This is a genomic window from Streptomyces sp. NPDC050418 (genome assembly GCF_044458745.1).
Lineage (GTDB): Bacteria > Actinomycetota > Actinomycetes > Streptomycetales > Streptomycetaceae > Streptomyces.
Genome location: NZ_JBITIG010000009.1, coordinates 150,365 through 176,871 on the forward strand (window position 1 = coordinate 150,365; position 26,507 = coordinate 176,871).

A 26,507-nucleotide genomic window follows, 5' to 3' on the forward strand; every position below is an offset into this window, starting at 1 on the left:
AGGCGTACATCAGAGCTACGCACAGCCGCTCGCAAGCACCACTCGTCCCGGGAGAAGCACCGCACGTGCCCACGCGCCACGACATCCGCAATGTCGCCATCGTCGCCCATGTCGACCACGGCAAGACGACCATCGTCGACGCCATGCTCAAGCAGGCCGGCGCCTTCGCCGCGCACCAGCTGGAGTCCGTCGACGACCGGATGATGGACTCCAACGACCTGGAGCGTGAGAAGGGCATCACGATCCTGGCGAAGAACACCGCGGTGAAGTACCACCCGAAGGATGGCGGCGACGTCATCACCATCAACATCATCGACACCCCCGGCCACGCCGACTTCGGCGGCGAGGTCGAGCGCGGTCTGTCGATGGTGGACGCGGTGGTCCTGCTCGTGGACGCCTCCGAGGGCCCGCTCCCGCAGACCCGCTTCGTGCTCCGCAAGGCCCTCCAGCAGCGGCTGCCCGTCATCCTGTGCATCAACAAGACGGACCGCCCCGACTCCCGCATCGACGACGTGGTCAACGAGACGTACGACCTCTTCCTCGACCTCGACGCCGACGAGGAGCAGATCGAGTTCCCGATCGTCTACGCCTGCGGCCGCGACGGCATCGCCTCGCTGACCAAGCCGGAGGACGGCACGGTCCCGGCGGACTCCACCAACCTGGAGCCGTTCTTCTCCACGATCCTCGAGCACGTGCCGGCCCCGCAGTACGACGAGACCGCCCCGCTCCAGGCCCACGTCACCAACCTCGACGCGGACAACTTCCTCGGCCGTATCGCCCTGCTCCGCGTCGAGCAGGGTGAGCTGCGCAAGGGCCAGACCGTGGCCTGGATGAAGCGCGACGGCTCGGTGCAGAACGTGCGCATCACCGAACTGATGATGACCGAGGCGCTCACCCGCAAGCCCGCCGAGTACGCGGGCCCGGGCGACATCTGCGCGGTCGCCGGTATCCCGGACATCATGATCGGCGAGACGCTGGCGGACCCGGAGAACCCGGTCGCGCTGCCGCTCATCACGGTGGACGAGCCGGCCATCTCGATGACCATCGGCACCAACACCTCGCCGCTCGTCGGCCGCGGCGCCACCGGCAAGGGCGCCGACAAGGGCACCCAGGTCAAGGACCGCAAGGTCACCGCGCGCCAGGTCAAGGACCGCCTCGACCGCGAGCTGATCGGTAACGTCTCGCTGCGCGTCCTCGACACCGAGCGCCCCGACGCCTGGGAGGTGCAGGGCCGCGGTGAGCTGGCGCTGGCCATCCTGGTCGAGCAGATGCGCCGCGAGGGCTTCGAGCTGACCATCGGCAAGCCGCAGGTCGTCACGCAGGAGATCGACGGCAAGACGCACGAGCCGGTCGAGCGCATGACGATCGACGTGCCCGAGGAGCACATGGGCGCCGTCACGCAGCTCATGGGTGTCCGCAAGGGCCGCATGGACAACATGTCCAACCACGGCTCCGGCTGGGTCCGCCTCGAGTTCGTCGTCCCGTCCCGCGGCCTCATCGGCTTCCGTACGGAGTTCCTGACGCAGACCCGCGGTACGGGTATCGCGCACTCCATCCACGAGGGCCTGGAGCCCTGGTTCGGCACCCTGGCGACCCGTAACAACGGTTCGCTGGTGGCCGACCGCGCCGGCGCCGTCACCGCCTTCGCGATGACCAACCTGCAGGAGCGCGGTGTCCTGTTCACCGACCCCGGCACCGAGGTGTACGAGGGCATGATCGTCGGCGAGAACTCGCGCGCCGACGACATGGACGTGAACATCACCAAGGAGAAGAAGCTCACCAACATGCGCTCGGCCGCGGCCGACTCCTTCGAGGCGATCGTCCCGCCGCGCAAGCTCTCCCTGGAGCAGTCCCTGGAGTTCTGCCGCGACGACGAGTGCGTCGAGGTCACCCCGGAGGCCGTGCGTATCCGCAAGGTCGACCTGGACAAGACGACGCGCGCTCGCGCCGCCTCGCGCGCCAAGAACAGCTGACGCACCTGCGGCACCTGCTTCAAGGCTGATTCAAGCCTGGCCGAACCGGCCCGATTCCACGCCCTCTTGGGCGTAGAGTCGGGCCGTTCGTCTTCCCGGGGGGCCCGATGGGGTCCCTGGGGGACCGCTTCGCCCTGTCGCCACGCTCAGTGGGCCGCCCGACGCTACGCGTGTTGACCCGCAACTGGTTTTCCGCACCGTTCTGTTCGGAATCCGGACGCTCCTGACCGATAGATGTGTAACGAGTCCGTTTCGCGAGCATCTATCTCGGATCGGTTTGTCCGTATTTCGGAAGAAGTAGGCGACAGGTGTGATCGAACCGAGACCAAAAGAGTGTGGTCGGCTCGTACCCCATGGCTAATAGTTGACGGCGTAGAGCTCGGGTCAATGGGTCACGCGCTGTGGGGAGCGCCGACTCACGAGCACACTGGGGTACTTGATCTTCGCCGTCAGGGGTGTCGGCGAGATCGCGTGTACCCCCTCTTGTAGTGAACAAGTGGACTCATGAGGAGGAACCCATGCGTGGTGCCAAGAGCGCCAAGTGGGTCGCGATAGCCACCGCGGTGGCGCTGGGTGCGACTGCCTGTGGCGGCGGTGGCGGCGACGACGACAAGAAGGACAACGGCGGCGCGGGCAAGCCCGCCGGCTACGTCTCCATCGACGTCGGCGAGCCCCAGAAGCCGCTGATCCCGGCCGACACCAACGAGTCCAACGGCTCGTACGTCATCCAGTCCCTGTTCACGCAGCTGCTGGACTTCGACGCGGACGGCAACATCGTCTACACGAACGCCGAGTCGGTCGAGACCAAGGACTCGAAGACGTGGACGGTCAAGCTCAAGAAGGGCTGGAAGTTCCACAACGGTGAGGACGTCACCGCGAAGTCGTACGTCGACTCGTGGAACTGGTACGCCAACATCAAGAACAACCAGCAGAACTCCTTCTGGTTCCAGGACATCAAGGGCTACGCCGATGTCCACCCGGAGAAGGGCGACCCGAAGGCCGACACCATGTCGGGCCTCAAGGTTGTCGACGACCACACCTTCACCATCGAGCTGAAGGCCGCGGTCCCGTACTTCAACTACAAGCTGGGCTACGCCACGTTCGCCCCGCTGCCGAAGGTCTTCTACGACGACCCGAAGGCGTTCGGCCAGAAGCCGATCGGTAACGGTCCGTACACCTTCGAGAAGTGGACCCACAAGAAGCTCATCCAGGTCAAGGCCTGGAAGGACTACCAGGGTCCGAACAAGGCCGCCAACGGCGGTATCCAGTTCAAGCACTACGCCGGTGGCGTCGAGGCCGCGTACAAGGACCTTCGCTCCGGCAACCTGGACATGATCCGCCAGGTCGGCCCGACGGACCTGCCGAACTACAAGCAGGACCTCGGTGACGGCGCGATCGAGCAGCCCTACGCCGCCATCCAGACGCTGACCCCGGCGTTCTACTCGAAGACGTTCAAGGACATCGACCCCAAGGTTCTCCAGGGTCTGTCCATGGCGATCGACCGTGACACCATCACGAAGACCGTCCTGAACAACACCCGTACCCCGGCCGAGTCCTTCACGCCGCCCGGCGTCAAGGGCAACCAGGACCTGGACACGGACGTCTTCACGTTCAACCCGAAGAAGGCCAAGCAGCTCATCGAAGAGGGCGGCGGCGTTCCGGGCAACAAGTTCACCGTCCAGTACAACGCCGACGGTGGGCACAAGGAGTGGGTGACCGCGGTCTGCGAGTCCATCCGCAAGAACACCGGTGTGGAGTGCGTCGGCGACGCCAAGCCTGACTTTGCCACGGACCTCGAGGCCCGTGACAACGACCAGGTCAAGGGCATGTACCGCGGTGGTTGGGTTGCCGACTACCCGGTCAACGCCAACTTCATGAAGGAGCTCTACCACTCCACCGCCGAGGCCAACAACGGTCGCTTCTCCAACAAGGAGATCGACGAGGCCATGAACAAGGCGGACAACGCGAAGTCCCTGGACGAGTCCGTGAAGGCCTTCCAGGAGGTCGAGAAGAAGCTGGTCGAGCACATGCCGGCCATCCCGCTCTGGTACTACCGCATCAACGGTGGTCACAGCCAGGACGTCGACAACGTCAAGGTCGACTTCCACGGTGACCTCGAGGTGTGGGCAGTCACCACCAAGTAACGGAGCCTTAGGGCCTCTTCCCACTCGGCCGTAAACCCACCGCATCTCCTGGTGGCGGTGGGGGTTGTGCGGGGCCGTTCCCCTCGATATCAATCGCGGGGAACGGCCCCCACAGCTGCAGTAACCCCTCACGGAGGCACCAATGGGGCGCTATGTCGCACGACGACTGCTCCAGATGATCCCAGTGTTCATCGGATCGACACTGCTCATCTTCCTCATGATGTACGCCCTGCCCGGCGACCCTGTCCGGGCGATGATGGGCGATCAGGCCTACGACCCGACCGTGGTCGCGAGCATCAAGAAGGACCTCGGGCTCGATCAGCCCATCCTCAAGCAGTACGCGGACTACATGATTGGCCTGGTCCAAGGCGACTTCGGCACCACGATCGCCAGCAAGGAGCCGATCGCCGACGTGATCGCCCGGGTCTTCCCGGTGACGATCCGCCTGACGATCTTCGCGTTCGCCTTCGTCTCGCTCGTGGGCATCGGCCTCGGCATCATCGCCGGCCTGCGCCCCAACTCGGTGCGCGACCGCGGCCTGCTCGGCCTGACGCTGGTGCTGGTCTCGATGCCTTCCTTCGTGCTGGGCTACCTGCTGCAGTACCTGTTCGCGTTCCAGCTCGGCTGGATGACGCCGAACGTCCAGGACTCCACGAACATGTCCGAACTGCTCCTGCCCGCAATCGTGTTGGCATCGCTCTCCCTGGCATACGTCGCCCGACTGACCCGCACGTCGGTCGCGGAGAACCTGCGCGCGGACTTCATGCGCACCGCGGTGGCCAAGGGCCTGCCGCGCCGGCGCATCATCGGTGTCCACCTGATGCGCAACTCGCTGATCCCCGTGGTCACCTTCCTCGGTATCGAGATCGGCAACCTGATGACCGGCGCCATCGTCACCGAGGGCATCTTCAACGTGCAGGGTGTCGGCCGCGAGATCTTCGAGGCACTTCAGCGACGTGAAGGCGCCACCGTCGTGGGCATCGCCTCGCTGATGGTGCTCATCTACCTCGCCGCCAGCTTGATCGTCGACCTGCTTTACGCGGTCCTGGACCCGAGGATCCGGTATGCCTGACAAGACCGCTGAGAAGGTCACCACCACCACCGGCGAGCCGGCTCCGGCCGCCGCCACGGATGCGGGCCCTGCCCCCACGGGCAAGCCGCGCAGCCTCTGGTCCGACGCCTGGCACGACCTGCGCCGTCAGCCTCTGTTCATCATCTCCGCGCTGCTGATTGTGTTCTTGTTGGTCATGGCCATCTGGCCGGGCCTGTTCACCAGCGCATCTCCTCGGGACGTCGAGAACCTGTCAAGGGACTACTTGAAGAACCCGGAGTGGGGTCACTTCTTCTCTCCCGAGTGGCTCGGCTACGACGGTCAGGGACGCTCGATCTACGCGCGGATCATCTACGGTGCCCGTGCCTCGATCACAGTCGGCGTCGGTGTGACCGTCTGCGTCACGGTGATCGGCACCATCGTCGGAATGATCGCCGGCTACTTCGGTGGCTGGACCGACACGCTGCTGTCCCGGGTCACCGACATCTTCCTCGGCATCCCCTTCCTGCTCGGTGCTCTGGTTGTTCTGAACGCATTCGAGCAGCGCAGTGTCTGGGTCGTGATCATGGCTCTGGCGTTCCTCGGCTGGACGCAGATCGCACGTGTTGCCCGCGGCGCGGTGATCACCATCAAGCAGTCCGACTACGTGGTGGCGGCCAAAGCGCTGGGCGCTTCCACCTCGCGGATCCTGTTCCGGCACATTCTGCCGAACGCTCTCGCGCCGATCATCGTCGTCGCCACCATCGCGCTCGGCGGGTACATCGCGGCCGAGGCCACGCTGTCCTTCCTCGGAATCGGACTGTCCGAGCCCGCGATCTCGTGGGGCCTGGACGTGTCCGCCGGACGTGAGCACATCCGTAACGACCCGCACACCTTGATCATCCCCTCGGTGATGGTCTCGATCACCGTGCTCTCGTTCCTCATGTTCGGCGATGCGGTCCGCAACGCCCTCGACCCCAAGCTGCGCTGAGGGAGGCGTACGTGACCACCATCGACAAGAAGTCGAGCGTCCCCAGCCCTCGCGGCTCGGACGACTTCGGCGGCCCGCTGCTCGAAGTCCGCGATCTGCACGTGGAGTTCAGCACCCGCGACGGCGTGGCCAAGGCCGTCAACGGTGTGAACTACACCGTCAGCGCCGGCGAGACCCTCGCGGTCCTCGGTGAGTCGGGCTCCGGCAAGTCCGTGACCGCGCAGGCGATCATGGGCATCCTGGACATGCCGCCCGGCCGTATCCCCAAGGGAGAGATCTTCTTCCGCGGGCAGGACATGCTGAAGATGTCCAACGAGGAGCGGCGCAACATCCGCGGCCAGAAGATCGCGATGATCTTCCAGGACGCGCTTTCCTCGCTCAACCCGGTGCTCTCCGTCGGCTACCAGCTCGGCGAGATGTTCCGTGTGCACCAGGGCCTCTCCAAGAAGGAGGCCAAGGCCAAGGCCATCGAGCTGATGGACCGGGTCAAGATCCCCGCCGCCAAGGCGCGGGTCAACGACTACCCGCACCAGTTCTCCGGCGGTATGCGCCAGCGCATCATGATCGCCATGGCGCTCGCCCTGGAGCCGGACCTGATCATCGCGGACGAGCCCACCACGGCGCTCGACGTGACCGTTCAGGCCCAGGTCATGGACCTCCTCGCGGATCTGCAGCGCGAGTACAACATGGGTCTGATCCTGATCACCCACGACCTCGGCGTCGTCGCCGACGTCGCGGACAAGATCGCCGTGATGTACGCGGGCCGCATCGTCGAGACCGCGCCCGTGCACGAGCTGTACAAGCGCCCGGCGCACCCGTACACCAAGGGTCTGCTCAACTCGATCCCGCGTCTGGACCAGAAGGGTTCGGAGCTCTACGCGATCAAGGGTCTGCCGCCCAACCTGACCCGTATCCCGAGCGGCTGCGCCTTCAACCCGCGCTGCCCGCAGGCCACCGACCTCTGCCGCACGGACATCCCGGCGCTGATCCCGGTGACCGAGCGGGACGGCGGCGAGCTTCCCGGCCGCGGCAGCGCGTGCCACTTCTGGAAGGAGACGATCCATGGCTGAGCTCAGCAAGAAGGACGAGGCTGTGGACGCCACTCCCAACGTCACCGACGTGGAGACGGTCGACGCCTCCACCGCCGAGGAGGCCGTCGCGGCCATCGAGGCGCCGGTGGAGCGCGGTGAGCCGATCCTTCAGGTGCGCAACCTGGTCAAGCACTTCCCGCTGACCCAGGGCATCCTCTTCAAGAAGCAGATCGGTGCGGTCAAGGCCGTGGACGGGGTCTCCTTCGACCTCTACCAGGGCGAGACCCTCGGCATCGTGGGCGAGTCCGGCTGTGGCAAGTCCACCGTCGCCAAGCTCCTGATGACGCTGGAGACCGCCACCGCCGGCGAGGTCTTCTACAAGGGCCAGGACATCACCCGGCTGTCGGGCCGTGCGCTCAAGGCCGTGCGCCGCAACATCCAGATGGTGTTCCAGGACCCGTACACCTCGCTGAACCCGCGTATGACGGTCGGCGACATCATCGGCGAGCCCTTCGACATCCACCCCGAGGTGGCCCCGAAGGGCGACCGGCGCAAGAAGGTCCAGGACCTGCTCGACGTCGTCGGTCTCAACCCCGAGTACATCAACCGCTACCCGCACCAGTTCTCGGGCGGTCAGCGCCAGCGCATCGGTATCGCGCGCGGTCTGGCCCTCAACCCCGAGATCATCATCTGCGACGAGCCGGTCTCCGCGCTCGACGTGTCGGTGCAGGCACAGGTCATCAACCTGATGGAGAAGCTGCAGGACGAGTTCAACCTGTCCTACGTCTTCATCGCGCACGACCTGTCCATCGTGCGGCACATCTCCGACCGTGTCGGCGTGATGTACCTGGGCAAGATGGCCGAGATCGGCACGGACACGCAGATCTACGACCACCCGACCCACCCGTACACCCAGGCGCTGCTCTCCGCGGTGCCGGTGCCGGACCCGGAGTCGCGTGAGGGCCGCGAGCGCATCATCCTCACCGGTGACGTGCCCTCGCCCGCCAACCCGCCGTCGGGCTGCCGCTTCCGCACCCGCTGCTGGAAGGCCCAGGACCGCTGCTCCACCGAGGTCCCGCTGCTCGCGATCCCGGAGCGCTTCGCCGGCAAGGACACCCCGGCCGCCCACGAGTCGGCGTGCCACTTCGCCGAGGAGAAGGACGTCGTGCACGCGGCGTAATTCCTCTCTGCGGCAGACAGAGGAAGGCGCCCGGAACCGTTTCGGTTCCGGGCGCCTTCTGCCGTATCGAGGTCCGGGCAGAACGTCAGCCCGTCTTGAGGTCTGTGCGGCGGCGCAACCGGAACCAGTGCCGGTGCAGCCGGTAGAAGGTCAGCAGGAACAGCACCTGCAGACCGCCCTCCACCACGATGATCGCCGCGCTGTCCAGGGCAAGCGGGATGTCGCCGCCCCGCAGGCCGTCGGCGACGTTCGAGAACGCGCTGACCACCCCTTCGATCATGATGGGCGCGCCGAACACGACGAAGACGCCGAGCGCCACGGCACAGGAGACGGCCATCACGACCGCGTACACCCGCACGGCGCGCCGCTCACGCGTCTCGAGCGCCGACGTGGGGTCGTCGCTGTCCCGTCGGCAGGCCCGCAGACCCAGATGCCGGGCGTACGCCCAGCCGTCCTCGAAGAGGTTGCCGCAGCGCAGCCACTCCATCAGCACGAAGTAGAGATCCATCCGCATGTACACCTGCGCCTGCATGAAGGCGCTCAGCATCACGACCAGCGCCAGTGCGGCAAGCAGCCGGTCGGCCAGTGGCGGCAGTCCGCCGTACGCGACAAGCAGCGTGCAGCCGAAGATCACGAAGGTGTCCCAGTAGAGCCCGGCGAGGTAGACGCGGATGCGCGCGGCACGAGGCGCCGCCCAGACGGCGCTGACATCCGTCTGCACCACGAGGTGGTGCAGACGGGTGGCGAAACTGATCCGCGCCGGTGCGCCGTGGGCCCGGGCCGCGGCCAGGTGCATCAGTTCGTGGACGCTCAGACTCACCGAGAAGAGCGCGGTGTTGACGAGCACGGCCAGGCCGACGTACGAGGTCCAGTAGAAGTCGCCCGATTCCATCAGCCGGTCGGGCTGCCGCCACCAGGTGATGACCGCGGCGAGCAGCGCCGCCGCCCAGACGGCGAGGGCCACGCGGCCGAACAGCCACCGCACGTGCCGCGGCTTCAGCCAGGGCAGATGCGAGCCGGGCTGCCCGGCGGCCGGGTCGGGCAGGGCCTCGCCGTCGACAGCGGCCAGGAAGCCCAGCTCGGCCAGGGCCTCGGCGAGTTCGGCCACGTCGATCTCGACGTCGTGCTCGTCGGCGATCCGGCGCTCGGTCTCGGTGATGCTCAGCCCGTCGGCGAGCAGCCGGATGGCCTCGGCGCCGATGGTGGGGAGCTCGATGAACTCACCGAGTTCCGTCCGGCCGACCACCGAGACCTCCGGATCGTCGTCGCTCGCGCGGATCGCCAGCGGGTGGACGGTGACCACGCTGTCGGCTGCCACCGTCAAGACGTCGCCTCCCCGCAGGCGGTGCAGTCGGCGTCGTGCGGGATGTCGATGAAGTAGTGGTGGTCCCAGTTGGCGAAGTTCCAGTGCAGGATGCGGCCGGAGACCTGCGTGGGCAGTCCGCCGAGGTGGTAGACCACCTCGAGCGCCGCCAGGTGGCCGCTGACGCTCGCACTCGCCGCGATGACCGCGTTCTCGCGTCCCTGGGGGAAGAGCGGCCGGTTGTCGCTGAAGTACTCCCGCCGGTTCTCCTGCCGGCTCAGGCACTCGTAGCAGCCGGTGGTGCCGGGCAGATAGCCCCCGACCACGGCCATGGGGCCGGTGTAGAGCGAGACGAACCACGGGGTGCCGGTGCGCAGGGCCGCCTCGTTGGTCCAGTGCAGGATGTCGGGGTTCGGCTCGTCGGCGCACAGGACGAAGGCGTCCGCCGGCTCCATCAGGGCGGCGATGTCGTCGACGCCTTCGATCCGCTGATCCTGCGCTGTCACCGTCACCAGGGAGTTCATCTCCCTCAGCCGCTCCACCGCGCGCTTGGTCTTGGACTGACCGATATCGGCCTCGGAGTAGAGCAGCTGCCGGGACAGGTTCGGCTCCTCCACCGCGTCGAAGTCCACGCAGTGCAGATGGCCGATCCCGCTCCCCACCAGGCCCGCCGCCACCGCCGACCCGGTGCCGCCGAGGCCGAGTACGGTCACCCGCGCGTCCTTGAGACGGGACTGGATCTCGTACGGCGACGTCCGCGGCTCACTGTCGATCCAGGCGAAGAAGTGCCGGGGTGACTCGTAGCGGGCGGCCTCCCGCTCCGTCAGGTTGGCCGGCAGCGGGGCGGCGGCGTCCTCGACGAAACCGGACGCGACGAGGTCGCCGACGGCCTCCCGCACGCTCTCCGGGTCCACGTCGGGATGGGTGGCGGTCAGGTCCGCGCAGACCGTGTCGATGTCGCGGGAGCCGTCCAGCAACGTGATGAGCCGCTCGATCGTGCCGTCCGCGTCGTCCTCCATCTCCGACGCGATGCCGTACTGCATCAGGCCGATGACGATGCGGTTGCCGGGAACGGCGAACGGTGCGTGCACGCTCTTGATCCGCGGACGCAGCACGGAGTACCTCCAGTCGGCAGGGGGCGGGACGGACGGGGCGGGGCGGCGGACATGACCGCCGCCCCGCCCGCCAAGCGATCAGCCGTTGTTGCGCAGACCGGTGGTCTCGAGCTTCTCCAGCTTGCGGATGCCCAGGCTGACCTTCTTCTTCTCCGGCGCCGGGACCGCCTTGAGCTGCTTGGTCTTCTCCACGTCAACTCCATTCGTCAGAGCGGGAATTGATGCCTCGCGAGGCCATGCGTTGCGCAGGACACAAAGTTCCGCATGTCGAACAGGATTGTCAATAAGTCGGACAACGCCAGTGGATCAAGCTATGGCCGAGATTCGACCGTGGTGTCCGTTATCTGGACGGGCCGTGCGGGCGCGGGCGTCGGCCCCGCGCCTGTGAGGTGCCCCGGAAGGGTGCAGAAGAAATGCGGGTCTGTCCCGGTAAGGGTCTATTAGGCCCTAACTGAGATCAGGTCTGTGAAGGAGGCACTCCATGCGTGGAGCCACACACGCCAAGTGGGCCGCATGCGCGGTGACCGTCGCACTCGCGGCGACCGCCTGCGGCGGCGGGGGCAGCGGGAGCGGTGACGGCTCCGGGGTCGTACGGTCCTCGTGGGGTGACCCGCAGAACCCGGTCGAACCCGCCAACACCAACGAGGTGCAGGGCGGCAAGGTCCTCGACATGCTCTTCCGCGGTCTGAAGAAGTACGACCCGAAGACCGGCGAGGCCAAGGACTTCATCGCCGAGAAGATCGAGACCACCGACTCGCAGAACTTCACCGTCACGCTCAAGGACGGCTGGGAGTTCTCCAACGGCGAGAAGGTGACCGCGAAGTCCTTCGTCGACGCCTGGAACTACGGCGCGCACGTGGACAGCAAGCAGAACAACGCGCCGTTCTTCTCGAACATCAAGGGCTACGACGAGGTCCACCCGGAGTCCGGCGCCGCCAAGGCGAAGACCATGAGCGGACTCGTGGTCAAGGACGACAAGACCTTCACGGTCGCGCTCCAGGACAAGTTCTCCACGTATCCGGAGACCCTCGGCTACCAGGCGTTCATGCCGCTGCCGAAGTCCTTCTTCGACGACCACGACGGCTGGCTCTCCAAGCCGGTCGGCAACGGCCCGTACACCGTCGAGTCGTACGCCAAGGGCTCGGAGATGAAGCTGCGCGCCTGGGACGGTTACAAGGGCGACGACAAGGCGCAGAACGACGGCGTCGACCTCAAGGTCTACACGGACAACAACACCGCGTACACCGACCTGATGGCCGGCAACCTCGACCTCGTCGACGACGTGCCGGCGCAGCAGCTCAAGAACGTCAAGAACGACCTCGGCGACCGCTACATCAACCAGCCCGCGCTGATCATCCAGACCCTTGTCTTCCCGATGTACGACAAGAACTGGTCCAAGGCCGGCATGGAGAAGGTCCGCCGCGGCGTGTCCATGGCGATCAACCGCGAGGAGATCACCAAGGGGATCTTCCAGGAGACCCGTACGCCCGCAAAGGACTGGACGTCCCCCGCCCTCGGCGACAAGGGCGGCTACAAGGACATGTGCGGCGACGCCTGCAAGTACGACCCGGACGAGGCGAAGAAGCTGGTCGCCGAGGGCGGCGGGCTGCCCGGCGGCAAGGTCACGATCTCCTCCAACGTGGACACCGGCTCGCACCGCGTGTGGATGGACGCGGTCTGCAACTCCATCAACAACGCGCTGGGCAAGGGTTCCTGCACGGTCAACCCGATCGGTACGTTCGCCGACTTCAAGAACCAGCTCGGCGCGTACAAGTTCACCGGCCCGTTCCGCTCCGGCTGGCAGGCGGACTACCCGCTCATCCAGAACTTCCTGCAGCCGCTCTATTACAAGAACGCCTCGTCGAACTACGGGAAGTTCGACAACAAGGAGTTCAACGACCTGGTGGACAAGGCGAACCAGGAGGCCGACCAGGCCAAGGCCGTCACCGACTTCCAGAACGCCCAGAAGATCCTCGCCGAGCAGATGCCCGCGATCCCGCTCTGGTACCAGAACGGCTCGGCCGGCTACTCGGAGAACGTCTCGGACGTCTCCCTCAACCAGTTCAGCGTCCCGGTCTACGACCAGATCAAGGTCAACTGACCCACTCCCCGTAGGGGCCGCCCGCCAGGGCGGCCCCTTCCCCGACCCCCGGAGCTGTCATGGGACGCTACGTGATCCGGCGGCTGCTCCAGATGATCCCGGTGTTCATCGGAGCGACCTTCCTGATCTTCGTGATGGTGTACGCGCTCGGCGACCCGGTCGCCGCGCTCTTCGGCGACAAGGCGCCCGACCCGGCGACGGCGGCGCGCATCCGCGAGGATCTCGGCCTCGACAAGCCCCTGTGGCAGCAATACCTGCACTACATGGGGAACATCTTCCGGGGGGACTTCGGCACCGCGTTCAACGGGCAGAAGGTCACCGAGCTGATGGCCGAGGCGTTCCCCGTGACGATGAAGCTCACCTTCGTCGCGATCGTCATCGAGATCATCGTGGGCATCGCCCTCGGCGTCGTCAGCGGCCTCAAGCGCGGCCGTCCGCTCGACACCTCGCTGCTCGTCCTCACGCTGATCGTGATCTCGGTCCCGACCTTCGTCTCCGGCTATCTGCTGCAGCTCCTCTTCGGCCTCAAACTCGGCTGGGTCCGCCCGACCGTCTCCTCCGACGCGCCCCTGAACGAGCTGATCCTGCCGGGCATCGTCCTCGCCCTCGTCTCCCTCGCCTACGTCACCCGCCTCACGCGCACGTCGATCGGCGAGAACGCCCGCGCCGACTACGTCCGTACCGCCGTGGCCAAGGGACTCCCGCGGCGCCGCGTCATCACCAAGCACCTGCTGCGCAACTCGCTGATCCCCGTCGTCACCTTCATCGGCGCGGACATCGGCGCCTTGATGGGCGGCGCGATCGTCACCGAGCGGATCTTCAACATCCACGGCGTGGGCTACCAGCTCTACAACGGCATCCTGCGCGGCAACACCCCGACCGTGGTCGGCTTCGTGACGATCCTCGTGATCGTCTTCCTGGTGGCCAACCTCCTTGTCGACCTGCTCTATGCGGTCCTGGACCCGAGGATCCGTTATGCCTGAGGCCTACGACCCGAAGGACCTCGCCAAGGAGGCCATCGCGCCGACCGGCGCGGGAGGCGCCATGGACCTGGCGATGAGCGAGGCCGAGACACTGGAGAAGACGCCCGGCGGACCGCAGGGCACCGGGCCGCAGGAGAAGGCCCGCAGCCTCTGGTCGGACGCCTGGCACCAGCTGCGCCGCAACCCCGTCTTCATCATCTCGGCGCTGCTCATCCTGTTCCTCGTGTTCATCTCGATCTGGCCGTCGCTGCTCGCGAGCGGCGACCCCAACTCCTGCCAGCTCTCGCGCGCCAACCAGGGCTCGGGACCGGGCCACCCGTTCGGCACCGACCAGCAGGGCTGCGACATCTATACGCGGACGGTGTACGGGGCCCGCGCCTCCATCTCCGTCGGCATCTGCGCCACCCTCGGCGTCGCGATCCTCGGCTCGGTCATGGGCGGACTCGCCGGCTTCTTCGGCGGCTGGTGGGACGGTCTTCTCTCACGGCTCGCGGACGTCTTCTTCGCGATCCCCGTCGTCCTGGGCGGTCTGGTCTTCCTGTCGGTCGTCGTCTCCGACACCATCTGGCCGGTCGTCGGTTTCATGGTGCTGCTCGGCTGGCCGCAGATCTCCCGTATCGCACGAGGCGCCGTGATCACCGCCAAGCAGAACGACTACGTGCAGGCGGCCCGCGCCCTCGGCGCCTCCAACTCCCGGATGCTGCTGCGGCATGTGACCCCCAACGCCGTCGCCCCGGTGATCGTCGTCGCGACCATCGCGCTCGGCACGTACATCGCCCTGGAGGCCACGCTCTCCTACCTCGGCGTGGGCCTGCGGCCGCCGACCGTCTCCTGGGGCATCGACATCTCCAACGCCTCGCAGGTCATCCGCAACTACCCGCACGAACTCCTCTGGCCCGCCGGCGCCCTGAGCATCACCGTGCTCGCGTTCATCATGCTCGGCGACGCGGTGCGCGACGCCCTCGACCCGAAGCTGAGGTGAGTGGCGCATGCTGCTCGAAGTGAAGGACCTGCAGGTCGAGTTCCGTACGCGGGACGGGGTGGCCAAGGCCGTCAACGGGGTCACGTACTCCGTGGACGCCGGCGAGACGCTCGCCGTGCTCGGTGAGTCCGGCTCCGGCAAGTCCGTCACCGCGCAGGCGATCATGGGCATCCTCGACATGCCGCCCGGGAAGATCACCGGCGGCGAGATCCTCTTCCAGGGGCGTGACCTGCTCCGGCTCAAGGAGGAGGAGCGGCGCAAGGTCCGCGGCGCCGAGATGGCGATGATCTTCCAGGATGCGCTGAGCTCCCTCAACCCCGTGCTCAGCGTGGGCGACCAGCTCGGCGAGATGTTCGTGGTGCACCGCGGGGCATCCCGCAAGGACGCGAAACTCAAGGCGATCGAGCTGATGGACCGGGTGCGCATCCCGGCCGCGAAGGAGCGGGTGGGCGACTATCCGCACCAGTTCTCCGGCGGTATGCGCCAGCGCATCATGATCGCTATGGCGCTCGCGCTCGAACCCGCCCTGATCATCGCCGACGAACCGACCACCGCCCTCGACGTCACCGTCCAGGCCCAGGTCATGGACCTGCTCGCCGAGCTCCAGCGCGAGCTCAACATGGGTCTGATCCTGATCACCCACGACCTCGGGGTCGTCGCGGACGTCGCCGACAAGATCGCCGTGATGTACGCGGGCCGCATCGTCGAACGCGCCCCCGTGCACGACATCTACAAGGCCCCCGCGCACCCGTACACCAAGGGCCTGCTCGAATCGATCCCGCGCCTCGACCAGAAGGGCCAGGACCTCTACGCGATCAAGGGCCTGCCGCCCAACCTGATGGCGATCCCGCCCGGCTGCGCCTTCAACCCGCGCTGCCCGATGGCCCAGGACATCTGCCGTACGGACGTCCCGCCGCTCGCCGAGGTCACCCCGGACGGACCGGTGGACGCCGCGGCTGCCGGGGCACGCCAGAGCGCGTGCCACTTCTGGAAGGAGACGCTGCGCGATGCCTGAGCTGACGAAGGAGGCCTTCCAGGACGCCGTGCCCGCGGGCGCCGAGCCGATCCTCGAAGTGCGCGGCCTGGTCAAGCACTTCCCGCTGACCCAGGGGATCCTCTTCAAGAAGCAGATCGGCGCGGTCAAGGCCGTCGACGGCGTCGACTTCGACCTCGCTGCGGGCGAGACGCTCGGCATCGTCGGCGAGTCCGGCTGCGGCAAGTCGACCGTCGCGAAGCTCCTGGTGAACCTGGAGCAGCCGACCGCCGGGCAGATCCGCTACAAGGGCGAGGACATCACCAAGCTGTCCGGCCGTGCGCTCAAGGCGGTGCGCCGCAACATCCAGATGGTCTTCCAGGACCCGTACACCTCGCTGAACCCGCGTATGACCGTCGGCGACATCATCGGGGAGCCGTACGAGATCCACCCCGAGGTCGCCCCCAAGGGCTCGCGCCGCCAGAGGGTCCAGGAACTCCTGGACGTGGTCGGCCTCAACCCCGAGTACATCAACCGCTACCCGCACCAGTTCTCCGGCGGTCAGCGCCAGCGCATCGGCATCGCCCGCGGCCTCGCGCTGCGCCCCGAGATCATCGTGGCCGACGAGCCGGTCTCGGCGCTCGACGTCTCCGTCCAGGCACAGGTCGTCAACCTCCTGGAGAAGCTCCAGGACGAGTTCAATCTGTCGTACGTGTTCATCGCGCACGACCTGTCGATCGTGCGGCACATCTCCGACCGGGTCGGCGTCATGTACCTCGGCCGGATCGTCGAGGTCGGCAGCGACCGCGAGATCTACGACCACCCGACGCACCCGTACACCCAGGCACTGCTCTCCGCCGTGCCTGTACCCGACCCCGACGCGCGCCTCCACCGCGAACGCATCATCCTCAGCGGCGACGTCCCCTCACCCGCGAACCCGCCGTCGGGCTGCCGCTTCCGCACGCGGTGCTGGAAGGCGCAGGAGCGGTGCGAGCTGGAGGTGCCGGAGCTCGCGGTCCCGGCGGTCTTCCGGCTGTCGTCGGGCCCGGCGGCGCATCCGTCGGCGTGCCACTTCGCGGAGGAGAAGCACGTGGTGCCGGACGCGGACGAGCCGGACGCGCCGTGAGGCGGGGACGGCAAGTGCGTTAACACGCAGGCAACTTGGCTGTCGCGGCGGTGAAGCACGCGTTCTGCACGCTGATCCGTGTACGGCCGTGCGGGTGCCGTAGGGCCGGCCGGACGCGCCATGTCGTCCGGCCGGCCACCCCACCCGGATCCCGTTCCGGCTGAAGCTGCACGTCCTCTTGTTGGACGCCCCGATTGCCGGGATTATCGCCGCGTATGGGGCAGCCGCAGATACTCACGCGCGGCGCGCGGGTCACCGGGTCCGTGGCGTCCGCGGCGATCGCGCTGATCAGCGCCGGGTGGATCGTGCGCGATCTGTACGAGCTGGAGAGCGCGGGGGCGCTCTGGCGGCTGTGGGCGGTGATCGGGCCGCCGCCTCAGACGATCCCGTACTCCGGCTTGGTGGACATCGTCCTGTTCCTGGTGGGTTCGGCTGTCGCCGTCACCGCCGTCCGCTCCTCGTCCGCCGCCTCCTCGCTCGTGGCGGTCGGCATCCTCGCGGTCATCGCACGTGCCCCGAGTGTCTGGCTGATGATGGACGTGGACCGGTTCGACGCCCTCGATCTGCGGGTACGGGCGCTGGCGAGCGCCGGCGCCACGGTCGGACTCGGCGTGATCCTGCTGCTGCTCGCGGCCTTCGGGCGCCGCCCTGCAGGCGAGAGCGCCGGGTACTCGTCCGCCTTCGGCGAGGACCGGGAGCCGGTACGGCCCACGCTCGGCGCCGCGCGCACCACCTTCGTCTTCCTGTGCGTGGCTGCCCTCGCGGGGATCGCGTGGGAGATATACGGCGCCCGGGAACTGGGCTGGGAGTTCTACCGCGGCCTGCTGACCGGGACCGGCCCGCTCGCCACACCGCTCTCCCCGCCGAAGGGCTGGATCGCCTGGTCCACGTCATTGTTCGCCCTGGCGGCCACGGTGGCCGTGCTGCAGCGGGCGAGTTTCGGCCGTGCGCTGGGGATGTGCGCGTCCGCCGTCTATCTCGCGTACGGCTCCCTCGGCATCTACTCGGTGGCGAAGGGCGGTCTGCTGGACAGGTTCGGGGACCTGTCCTGGACGGTACGGCTGGACGTCCTCACGGCGTTCTGGTTCGCCCTGGCCGGAGCCATCACCCTTGTCACCCTCTTCTTCGCCTTCGAGCGCCGCTACGAGCCGCAGTACGGAGGCTGGGACCCGGCGGACGGCACCTACGGGCCGCCGCCCCCGTCCACGCTCCCGCCGGGCTGGTAGCTCAGGTGGCCATCCCCAGCGACCGCTTCAGGAACTCGACCTGGAGCAGCAGCACGTTCTCCGCGACCTGCTCCTGCGGTGTCGCGTGAGTGACCCCCGACAGCGGCAGCACCTCGTGCGGGCGCCCCGCCGCGAGCAGGGCCGAGGACAGCCGCAGGGAGTGCGCGACCACGACGTTGTCGTCCGCGAGCCCGTGCACGATCATCAGCGGCCGCGCGGGCTCCGCCGCGCCGGACAGCCCCTCGTCGGTGACCACGGAGTTCTCCGCGTACACGGCGGGCTGCTTGTTCGGGTCGCCGAGGTAGCGCTCGGTGTAGTGGGTGTCGTACAGGCGCTGGTCGGTGACCGGGGCGCCCGCGACGGCCGCGTGGAAGACATCGGGCCGGCGCAGCAGCGCGAGCGCGGCGAGGTAGCCGCCGAAGGACCAGCCGCGGATCGCCACGCGCTCCAGGTCGAGCGGGAAGCGCTCGGCGAGCGCGTGCAGCGCGTCGACCTGGTCCTCCAGGACGACCGCCGCCAGATTGTCCTTGACCGCCTTCTCCCAGGCGGGCGTCCGCCCCGGCGTCCCGCGGTTGTCCGCGATCACCACGGCGAAGCCCTGGTCCGCGAACCACTGCGACGTGAGGTACGGGTCGTGCGCGGCGACGACGCGGGCGTGGTGCGGGCCGCCGTAGGGGTCGAGCAGCACCGGGAGCGGACCGTCCCCTTCCGTGTACCCGGTGGGGAGCAGGACGGCGCACGGGATGCGCCGCTCGCCCGCCTCGGTCAGGGTCATGCGCGGGGTGATGCCGGGCTGCTCCGCGTACGACGCGACGACCGCCTTCTGCTTGCCGTCCTTCAGGACCTGCACCTGCGCGCCGGGGTGCCCCGGCCGCGCCGAGACGAGCACCGTCACCGGGCCCGAACGCACCGCGGAGTGCACCCCGGCCTCCTGCGAAATACGCTCCACACCCAGCTCGTTGACCCGGTAGACGTGCACCTCGCCCGTCTCGGGCTCGGCGGCCTCGCCGCCCGCCGACGCCTGAAGCAGCACATCGCTGTCGCCGATGTCGAGCACCGAGCGCACCTGCAACTGCGGCCCGGTGAGCGGCCGTTCGCCCACGGTCAGGACCCGCGCGCCGCCCTCGTCCGCGATCCTTACGAGCCGTCCGCTCGGCGACCACGCGGGCACGCCCGCGAAGAGCTCCAGCCAGGCCGGGTCCTCGTCGGCGTGCACCATGCGCGTGGACCCGTCGTCCGGATCGGCCGCCAGATACACCTGCCCGCCCTGGTCACGCGTCTGCACGAGCAGCAGCGGCGCACCCGCCGACGACCAGTGCACGCGGGCCAGATACGGATAGCGGTCGCGGTCCCACGCCACCTCGGTGCGGGTGCCGTCGAGGCCGAGCACGAAGAGCCGTACGTCAGCGTTGGGCGTCCCCGCGGCCGGATAGCCGATCTGCACCGGCGCTGCCTCGGGGTGCGCGGGATCGGCGATCCACCAGCGCTGCACCGGCGCGTTGTCCACACGGGCGACGAGCAGCCGGTCGGACTCGGGCGACCACCAGAAGCCCCGGTAGCGGTGCATCTCCTCGGCGGCGATGAACTCCGCGAGACCGTACGTGACTTCGGGACCCTCGGGCTCCGCGAGCACCACGTCACCCTCGCCCTCGGCGCCCACCACCCGCAGCGCGCCCTGCGCCACGTACGCGACAAGCCGGCCGTCGGGAGAGGGGCGCGGATCGATCACCGGGCCGGGAACGCGCAGTTCACGCGAAGTGCCCGCGCGCAGCTCGCAGGTGAAGAGCCGCCCGGACAGCGCGAACGACGCCAGCTCCGCCGCCGCGTCCGTCGCGTACGCCACCACGCCCGCGCCGAACTCCCGGCTGCGCTCGCGCCGCGCGCGCTCCGCGGGCGACAGCTCCTCCTCGGCGCCGCCGAGCAGCACCTCCGGGTCGACCGCGATCCGCTCCGTACCGTCCTCGATGTCGAGGACCCACAGCAGACCCGCCCGGTCCGTACCCGAACGGGAGCGCAGGAAGCTCACACGCTCTCCATCGGGTGACACGGTGAACGCGCGCGGGGTGCCCAGCGAGAACCGCTGTGTACGCGCGTGCCGGCGGGGGAAAGACTGCTGTCCGGTGGTCATCCCCCGAGGCTACTGATCCGGACGCCCCCGCGCCTCCCTGTGATCGGACCTCCTCCACTCTCCGCCAGGCCTCCCTGTCCGGAATGCGTGCGCCCCCTTGTGCTGCCGTGCATCAACCATGCGGCACCGCGGAAAGTTATGATCCGTCACGCCGGGTGGTAGGAACCTGGCGGAGGCCCGTACTCCCTTACGGGCCACAGGACTTGAGCTTGGAGGCAGGCCGCGTGGCACTCTCGATCTCGGCGGTGGTGCTGTTTGCGATCCTCGTCGTCATCTTCATCAAGAAGTCGGGTCTGAACGCCGGCCATGCGATCGTCTGCATCCTGCTCGGCTTCTACTTGGCCAGCTCCTCGGTGGCCCCCACGATCAGTGACGTGACGACGAACATCGCGGCGATGCTCGGCGACATCAGGTTCTGAGCCCCGGGGTGGTCCCGGGCGCCTCGTAGGCTGGGGCCCATGACCGAAGACCCCGCCCGCCGTCGGAGCCTGCTCCTGGTGCACGCCCACCCCGACGACGAGTCGATCAACAACGGCACCACCATGGCCAGGTACGCGGCCGAGGGCGCCCGGGTCACGCTCGTGACCTGCACGCTCGGCGAGGAGGGCGAGGTCATTCCGGATGATCTCGCCCATCTCGCCCCCGGCCGCGAGAACGCCCTGGGCACCCACCGCATCGCCGAGCTCGCGCAGGCGATGAAGGAGCTCGGCGTCGCGGACCACCGCTTCCTCGGGGGTACCGGCCGCTACCGCGACTCCGGGATGATGGGCCTGGCCACCAACGAGGCCGGGTTCTGGGGCGCCGACCTCGACGAGGCCGCCGCCGAGCTGGTCGCCGTGATCCGCGAGGTCCGCCCGCAGGTCCTCGTCACGTACGACGAGAACGGGGGATACGGGCACCCCGACCACATCAAGGCCCACCGCGTGGCATTGCGCGCCGCCGCGCTCGCGGCCGAGCAGGCCTTCCGCCGTGACCTCGGCGAGCCGCACGCCATCGCGAAGGTCTACTACAACCGCGTACCGCGCTCGGTCGCCGAGGAGCGCTTCGAGGTGCTGCGCGGCGCGCTCGGTCATCTGCCGTGGGCCGAGGCCGCCGTCATCGACGACGTGCCCGGTGTGGTCGACGACGCGGCCGTCACCACGAAGATCGCGGGCAGCCGGTACTGCGGAGTGAAGGCCGCCGCGATGCGCGCGCACGCCACCCAGATCGAGGTGCTCGAACCCTGGTTCGCGCTCTCCAACATGCTCGCCCAGCCGCTCTTCACCGACGAGTACTACGAGTTGGTGCAAGGGGAGTCCGGTGCCGCGGACGGACAGCTGGAGGACGACCTCTTCGCGGGCCTGGGGCTCGCAGGACCTCGGGAGGAGAACGCATGAGCACGCCCAAGCCGTCCCGCGCGACGGGTGGACCCAAGGCGCAGGGGGCCGGTGCGTCCGGTACGTCCGCTCGGTCCGCGGCGCGCGAGCCTGCGGGCGAGATGGCGTCCGGAGTGCGGATCGCCCTTTTCGTCCTGCTGGTGCTCTTCGGGGTGTTGGTCGCGGTCGCGGGTGTTCTGGTCCAATCCGCCTGGTTCCCGGGCGGGTTGCTGCTCGCGCTGCTCGGCGCAGCCGGTGTCTTCTACGGGGGCGCGCGGGCGCTGAGGGCCCGCTCCGGTGCCTATGCGCCGGCCGCGAGCTGGCTGGTCGCCGTGCTGTTCCTGAGCATGAGCCGCCCCGAGGGTGACCTGCTCTTCGGCTCGACCGCGAGTTCGTACCTGTATCTCCTCGGTGGCATGGCAGTTGCTGTGATGTGCGCCACGCTCGGCGCGCCCGCGCAACCGGGCGGCCTGGCCGCCCGACTTGCCAAGTGACGTACCACCGCGGGCCCGTGCGCGGCCCGGTGACCGCCGTTTGACGGCGGTCACCGGTTGCGCGTCGGGCGCGGCCAGTATGGTGGTGCGCGCCGCCGGGCCGTCCCCACACGGTCGTTTGCAGAACGGGACTCGGATCGATCGGGACTCGGAAGTCCGTACAGACGAGGGCCGGGCGGTGAAGCCGATCGGGAGAACCTGCCTTGAGCCGAGAAACTGACAGTCCGTCCTCCGGGCCCCAGGGGCGCGGAGGTGCCGCCTACCCCTCGGGCACGCCGCCGTACGGCACCTCGTCGGGCGGGCCGGACGCGGGCCTGGACGCGGACCGCATGGAGCCGGCCGAGCCGCCGGCCGACGAGCCCGAGACGCAGACCACGCTGACGACGCGGATCCGGATCAACATCCCGGGCTCGCGCCCCATCCCGCCCGTCGTGGTGCGCAAGCCCATGAGCGACGAGCCGGGCAGCGGCAGCGGCGGCGCCTCCTCGTCCACCCAGGACATCCCGGGCGTGCCCCGGGCCCACCCCGTGCCCGCGCCGGAGCCCGCCCCCGAGCCGCCCGCCGCTCAGGCGCCCGGTGACGGCAAGGGCGACGAGAAGACCAGCGACTGGTTCGCGCCGCGGAAGACAGGCGGCGCGAAGGGCCCGTCGGGTGCCCCGGCACCGACCGGTCCCGGAGCGAACGGGGCGAGCGGAGCAAACGCGGCGAGCGGCACCGGCGGTGGCCCGGGCGCGCCCTCCGGTGGCCCCTCCGCGCCCGCGGGCGAGCCGTCCGCGCCGCCGCGCGGCGACCTGCCGTACCGCAAGCCCACTCCGCCCGGGAGCCAGGCCGCGCCCGCCCGTCCGAAGAGCGCCCTGAGCGACCTCGGCGGCGGTGCCGCGCCCACCGGACCCACCACGCCCACGAGTTCGCCGTCGGGCCCGGGCGGTCCGAGCCCGAGCGGTCAGCGCCCGAATGGCCCCCGCCCGAGCGGCCCGCCCCCCGGCAGCCCGCTCGGCGGTCCGAACGGCAAGGGCCCGATGGTCCCGCCCGCGGGACCCACCACGGGCCCGGCCACCGGCGCGGCGCCGCCCGCGGCCTTCCGCCAGGGAGCCCCGGCCGCGCCCTCCTTCCTCCAGGACGGCGGCCCGGACGGCGCGGGCCCGCGGCTGAGCGACGACACCGCCGTCCTCACCCCGCAGAAGCCCGCCCCGGGTCCCGCGCCCCTGCCCACCCCGGGCGTGACCTCGGGCCCGGCGCCCCGCCAGGTCTCCGGCGACACCCTCAACGGCGGCATCCCCGTCGTGCCCCCGTACCAGGACCCTTCCCCAAGCTCTTCGAGCAGGGGAGGCGCCATGCCCGGCACGTTCCCCCCGCAGGGTCCGCCGGCCGGGGCGAGCACCCCTTCGCCGAGCGCGCCGCAGCAGTCCGCGGCGAGCGCGCGGCCCGCGAAGAAGGGCCGCAACAAGCTGGTCCTCGTGGCGAGCGGCGTCATCGGCCTGTTCGGCATCGCGTACGGCGCCGGGCTCCTGATGAACCACTCCGACGTGCCCAAGGGCACCACGGTGCTCGGCGTCGACATCGGCGGCGGCACCCGTGACGACGCGGTCAAGAAGCTGGACGCCGCACTCGGCAAGCGCACCACCGAGGCGCTGCAGCTCACGGTCAACGGCAAGGAGGTCACGCTCGAACCCGAGCAGGCCGGCCTCTCGCTCGACACCCAGGCCACCGTGCGCGCGGCGGCCGGCAGCGACTACAACCCCGTCTCCGTGATCGGCTCGCTGTTCGGCGGCGAGCGCGAGATCGAGGCGGAGATGCCGGTCGACGTCGAGAAGCTCACCGACGCCCTGCAGCGCATCTCGGGCGACACCGCGTCGGGAGAGGGCGGCATCACGCTCTCGCCGGGCAAGGCGACGCCCGTGTACGGCAAGGGCGGCAAGAAGATCAACGAGCAGGGTTCGGTCGCGGCCATCGAGGCGGCGTACCGCGAACAGGTCGAGACGGGCGAGCGCGCCCCGGTCGAACTGCCGGTCTCCACCGCCGAGCCGAAGGTCTCCAAGGCCGAAGTCGACCGGATGATGCAGGAGTTCGCGACGCCCGCGATGTCCGGGATGATCACGGTGAAGACCGAGAGCGGCGCGCTGGTGCAGTTCTCGCCGGAGAAGTCGATCTTCAAGTTCGTCACGGTGGTGGCCACGCCCGACGGCCAGCTCACCGAGTACTACGACGAGAAGGTCCTCAAGAGCCTCTACGGCAGCACCTTCGACGGCGTCCAGATCACGCGGGCCAACGGCAAGAAGACCGCGGTCAACGAGAAGGACGTCATCGGCGCCGTACGCCAGGCCCTGCGCGGCAAGACGGCGGCCGAGCGGATCGTGACGATCGAGACCGACCCCACCTGATCCACGGCCTCTTCCGCAGCTCAGAAGCCCGGCACGACCGACCTCGTGCCGGGCTTCTGTCCGTGTGCGACCCTGCATGGCACCCATGAGCACCACAGGAGCACCCCATGGGCACCCCATGACCGATCACCGGAAGGGCCGGCGGACCGCGTGACCCCCGACGTCGAACTCCCCATCGGCCGCCCGCCGAGCAGCCGCGCCGTCGCCCTCTCCAAGATGGTGTGGATCGGGATCTGGCTCGTCTTCCTCGCCTCCCCGGTCCAGGACCTCGCGGGCGGCCACCACACCACCCCGGCGACCGTCCTCGGCTGGCTCGGCCTCGCGGCCTTCGTCGTCGTGTACCTCGCGCTCGTCTTCCGCTTCACGTCCGACTTCGCCTCCTGGACGGCCCCCGGCCTCTCCCTGCTCGTCCTGTACGGGCTCGGCGTGGTGCTCGCGTACGGCCTCGGGGAGGACTGGCTCGGGCTCTTCGTGTACGTCACCGTGGCCATGGGCGCGGTGCTGCCGTTCCGCTACGCGCGCTGGACGATCCCGTGCGCCACGGCGACCCAGATCGCGCTCGGACTGCGCACCCTGCCGCTCGGCGAGGTCATCGGGTCCCTCGGCCTGCTGACCCTGATGATCGGCTTCGCGATGTGCGGCGTGCGCCAGCTCGTGCGCACCACGATCGAGCTCCGCGAGGCCCGCGCCACGGTCGCCGAACTCGCCGCCAACCAGGAACGGCTGCGCCTGGCACGCGACCTGCACGACCTCCTCGGCCACTCGCTCTCCCTGATCACGCTGAAGAGCGAACTCGCGGGCCGGATGCTCCCCGCCCACCCCGGCAAGGCCGCCGAGCAGGTCGCCGACATCGAACGCGTCAGCCGCCAGGCCCTCGTCGACGTCCGCGAGGCGGTCACGGGCTACCGCCGCGCGACCCTCGCCGGCGAACTGGCGGGCGCGCGCACGGCGTTGACGGCCGCGGGCGTCACGGCGAACGTGCCGTCCGCGGCCCCCGATCTGCCCACCGCCGCCGAGGAGGTCCTGGCCTGGGCGCTGCGCGAGGCCGTCACCAACGTCGTACGCCACTCCGGCGCGACCCGCTGCACTGTCACGCTGGCCGTCCACGCACCGCACTGCGAGCTGACCGTCGAGGACAACGGCACCGGCGGCGCCGGCACCCCCGGCAACGGCCTCACGGGCCTCACCGAGCGCCTCGCCGCGGTCGGCGGCACGCTGGAGTCGGGGCCGGGACGCAAGGGGTTCAGGCTGGTGGCACGGGTGCCTGCCGCCTCGGCGGGGGAGGGCGCCCCCGGCCCGCAGGCCCCATGACAGGATCCGCCCCATGACCGACGCGACCCCCACCGACGCCACCGCACCGCTCATCCGCGTCCTCCTCGCCGAGGACCAGTCCATGGTCCGCGAGGCGCTCGCGGCGCTGCTCGGGCTCGAACCCGATATCGAGGTGGTCGCCCAAGTCGCCCGCGGCGACGAGGTGGTGGACGCGGTCCGTGCGCACGGCCCCGACGTGGCGCTGCTCGACATCGAGATGCCGGGCGCGACGGGCCTGGAGGCGGCGTCCCGGCTGAGCGAGCAGTTCCCGGCGTTGAGGATCGTGATCCTCACGACCTTCGGCCGCCCGGGCTATCTGCGCCGCGCGATGGAGTCCGGCGCCTCGGCCTTCCTGGTCAAGGACGCCCCGGCGGCCCAGCTCGCCGATGCGGTACGCAAGGTGCTCGCGGGCGAGAAGGTCATCGACCCGGTCCTCGCGGCAGCGGCCCTCGCCGGGGGAGCCGACCCCCTGACGGACCGCGAACGCGACGTCCTGCGCGAGGCGGCCGACGGCGCCACCAACGCCGACCTGGCCACCCGCCTCCACCTCTCCCAGGGCACGGTCCGCAACTACCTCTCGACGGCCATCCAGAAACTGGCGGCCCGCAACAGGGCGGAGGCGGTACGGATCGCCCGGGAGAAGGGGTGGCTCTAGCTCAGGCTCCAGCTCACCTCAGCCC

The 26,507-nt window shown here is 69.1% G+C and carries 21 protein-coding genes; 18 read left to right on the top strand and 3 right to left on the bottom strand.

What is annotated here, in order from left to right:
• Nucleotides 1–65: 65 nt before the first annotated feature.
• The 6 genes from typA to ACIBI4_RS22950 all read left to right on the top strand — a co-directional run bounded on the left by typA (nucleotide 66) and on the right by ACIBI4_RS22950 (nucleotide 8,349).
• Nucleotides 66–1,973, top strand: a complete 1,908-nt coding sequence (typA, locus tag ACIBI4_RS22925; protein WP_399205847.1) for a translational GTPase TypA — start codon at nucleotides 66–68, stop codon at nucleotides 1,971–1,973.
• A gap of 518 nt (nucleotides 1,974–2,491) precedes the next feature.
• A complete protein-coding gene (locus tag ACIBI4_RS22930; RefSeq protein WP_399205848.1) occupies nucleotides 2,492–4,117 on the top strand; it encodes an ABC transporter substrate-binding protein in 1,626 nt (541 codons plus the stop codon).
• 142 nt (nucleotides 4,118–4,259) lie between these two features.
• Entirely contained in the window at nucleotides 4,260–5,189 is a 930-nt protein-coding gene (locus tag ACIBI4_RS22935) for an ABC transporter permease (RefSeq protein WP_399205849.1), read from the top strand.
• Nucleotides 5,182–6,138 carry an ABC transporter permease gene (locus ACIBI4_RS22940; protein ID WP_399205850.1) on the top strand — a complete coding sequence of 319 codons (957 nt, stop codon included), beginning with the start codon at nucleotides 5,182–5,184 and terminating at the stop codon, nucleotides 6,136–6,138. Before ACIBI4_RS22935 ends, ACIBI4_RS22940 begins: the two co-directional genes overlap by 8 nt.
• An 11-nt stretch (nucleotides 6,139–6,149) precedes the next feature.
• Nucleotides 6,150–7,208: an ABC transporter ATP-binding protein gene (locus tag ACIBI4_RS22945; protein WP_399205851.1), complete on the top strand. Its 1,059-nt coding sequence runs from the start codon at nucleotides 6,150–6,152 to the stop codon at nucleotides 7,206–7,208.
• The gene (locus ACIBI4_RS22950) at nucleotides 7,201–8,349 is read left to right on the top strand and encodes an ABC transporter ATP-binding protein (protein WP_399205852.1); all 1,149 of its coding nucleotides are present in this window, start codon (nucleotides 7,201–7,203) and stop codon (nucleotides 8,347–8,349) included. The genes ACIBI4_RS22945 and ACIBI4_RS22950 overlap by 8 nt, the downstream gene beginning before the upstream one ends.
• An 85-nt stretch (nucleotides 8,350–8,434) precedes the next feature.
• Here the strand turns inward: ACIBI4_RS22950 and ACIBI4_RS22955 are convergent, their stop codons facing one another.
• Nucleotides 8,435–9,673, bottom strand: coding sequence for a hypothetical protein (locus ACIBI4_RS22955; protein ID WP_399205853.1), 1,239 nt, complete (start codon nucleotides 9,671–9,673; stop codon nucleotides 8,435–8,437).
• A complete protein-coding gene (locus tag ACIBI4_RS22960; RefSeq protein WP_399205854.1) occupies nucleotides 9,670–10,767 on the bottom strand; it encodes a HesA/MoeB/ThiF family protein in 1,098 nt (365 codons plus the stop codon). The genes ACIBI4_RS22955 and ACIBI4_RS22960 overlap by 4 nt, the downstream gene beginning before the upstream one ends.
• Before the next feature lie 481 nt (nucleotides 10,768–11,248).
• Here ACIBI4_RS22960 and ACIBI4_RS22965 point away from each other — a divergent pair, with 481 nt between their 5' ends.
• The 6 genes from ACIBI4_RS22965 (at nucleotide 11,249) to ACIBI4_RS22990 (ending at nucleotide 18,158) form a co-directional block, all read left to right on the top strand.
• Nucleotides 11,249–12,868: an ABC transporter substrate-binding protein gene (locus tag ACIBI4_RS22965; RefSeq protein ID WP_399205855.1), complete on the top strand. Its 1,620-nt coding sequence runs from the start codon at nucleotides 11,249–11,251 to the stop codon at nucleotides 12,866–12,868.
• 59 nt (nucleotides 12,869–12,927) lie between these two features.
• A complete protein-coding gene (locus tag ACIBI4_RS22970; RefSeq protein WP_399205856.1) occupies nucleotides 12,928–13,851 on the top strand; it encodes an ABC transporter permease in 924 nt (307 codons plus the stop codon).
• On the top strand, nucleotides 13,844–14,833 hold the full coding sequence (locus ACIBI4_RS22975; protein WP_399205857.1) for an ABC transporter permease: 990 nt from the start codon (nucleotides 13,844–13,846) through the stop codon (nucleotides 14,831–14,833). The genes ACIBI4_RS22970 and ACIBI4_RS22975 overlap by 8 nt, the downstream gene beginning before the upstream one ends.
• 7 nt (nucleotides 14,834–14,840) lie before the next feature.
• Entirely contained in the window at nucleotides 14,841–15,848 is a 1,008-nt protein-coding gene (locus ACIBI4_RS22980; protein WP_399205858.1) for an ABC transporter ATP-binding protein, read from the top strand.
• Nucleotides 15,841–16,932, top strand: a complete 1,092-nt coding sequence (locus ACIBI4_RS22985) for an ABC transporter ATP-binding protein (protein ID WP_399205859.1) — start codon at nucleotides 15,841–15,843, stop codon at nucleotides 16,930–16,932. The genes ACIBI4_RS22980 and ACIBI4_RS22985 overlap by 8 nt, the downstream gene beginning before the upstream one ends.
• Before the next feature lie 215 nt (nucleotides 16,933–17,147).
• Nucleotides 17,148–18,158 (top strand): hypothetical protein, encoded by a 1,011-nt coding sequence (locus ACIBI4_RS22990; RefSeq protein ID WP_399205860.1) that lies wholly within the window; start codon nucleotides 17,148–17,150, stop codon nucleotides 18,156–18,158.
• Nucleotide 18,159: 1 nt separating this feature from the next.
• On the opposite strand, the gene ACIBI4_RS22995 is transcribed toward ACIBI4_RS22990, so the two are convergent.
• A complete protein-coding gene (locus ACIBI4_RS22995) occupies nucleotides 18,160–20,286 on the bottom strand; it encodes an alpha/beta fold hydrolase (protein ID WP_399205861.1) in 2,127 nt (708 codons plus the stop codon).
• 224 nt (nucleotides 20,287–20,510) lie between these two features.
• On the opposite strand from ACIBI4_RS22995, the gene ACIBI4_RS23000 reads away from it, so the two are divergent.
• The 6 genes from ACIBI4_RS23000 to ACIBI4_RS23025 all read left to right on the top strand — a co-directional run bounded on the left by ACIBI4_RS23000 (nucleotide 20,511) and on the right by ACIBI4_RS23025 (nucleotide 26,482).
• Nucleotides 20,511–20,705 carry a hypothetical protein gene (locus tag ACIBI4_RS23000; protein ID WP_399205862.1) on the top strand — a complete coding sequence of 65 codons (195 nt, stop codon included), beginning with the start codon at nucleotides 20,511–20,513 and terminating at the stop codon, nucleotides 20,703–20,705.
• A 39-nt stretch (nucleotides 20,706–20,744) separates the two neighbouring features.
• Nucleotides 20,745–21,662 (top strand): N-acetyl-1-D-myo-inositol-2-amino-2-deoxy-alpha-D-glucopyranoside deacetylase, encoded by a 918-nt coding sequence (gene mshB / locus ACIBI4_RS23005; RefSeq protein WP_399205863.1) that lies wholly within the window; start codon nucleotides 20,745–20,747, stop codon nucleotides 21,660–21,662.
• Nucleotides 21,663–21,763: 101 nt separating this feature from the next.
• The gene (locus tag ACIBI4_RS23010) at nucleotides 21,764–22,135 is read left to right on the top strand and encodes a DUF6113 family protein (protein ID WP_399206080.1); all 372 of its coding nucleotides are present in this window, start codon (nucleotides 21,764–21,766) and stop codon (nucleotides 22,133–22,135) included.
• Between the two features lie 203 nt (nucleotides 22,136–22,338).
• Complete coding sequence (locus tag ACIBI4_RS23015; protein WP_399205864.1) at nucleotides 22,339–24,516, top strand: hypothetical protein; 2,178 nt, start codon at nucleotides 22,339–22,341, stop codon at nucleotides 24,514–24,516.
• A 216-nt stretch (nucleotides 24,517–24,732) separates the two neighbouring features.
• Nucleotides 24,733–25,827, top strand: a complete 1,095-nt coding sequence (locus ACIBI4_RS23020) for a sensor histidine kinase (protein WP_399206081.1) — start codon at nucleotides 24,733–24,735, stop codon at nucleotides 25,825–25,827.
• Nucleotides 25,828–25,840: 13 nt separating this feature from the next.
• The gene (locus ACIBI4_RS23025) at nucleotides 25,841–26,482 is read left to right on the top strand and encodes a response regulator transcription factor (RefSeq protein ID WP_399205865.1); all 642 of its coding nucleotides are present in this window, start codon (nucleotides 25,841–25,843) and stop codon (nucleotides 26,480–26,482) included.
• Nucleotides 26,483–26,507: the final 25 nt, after the last annotated feature.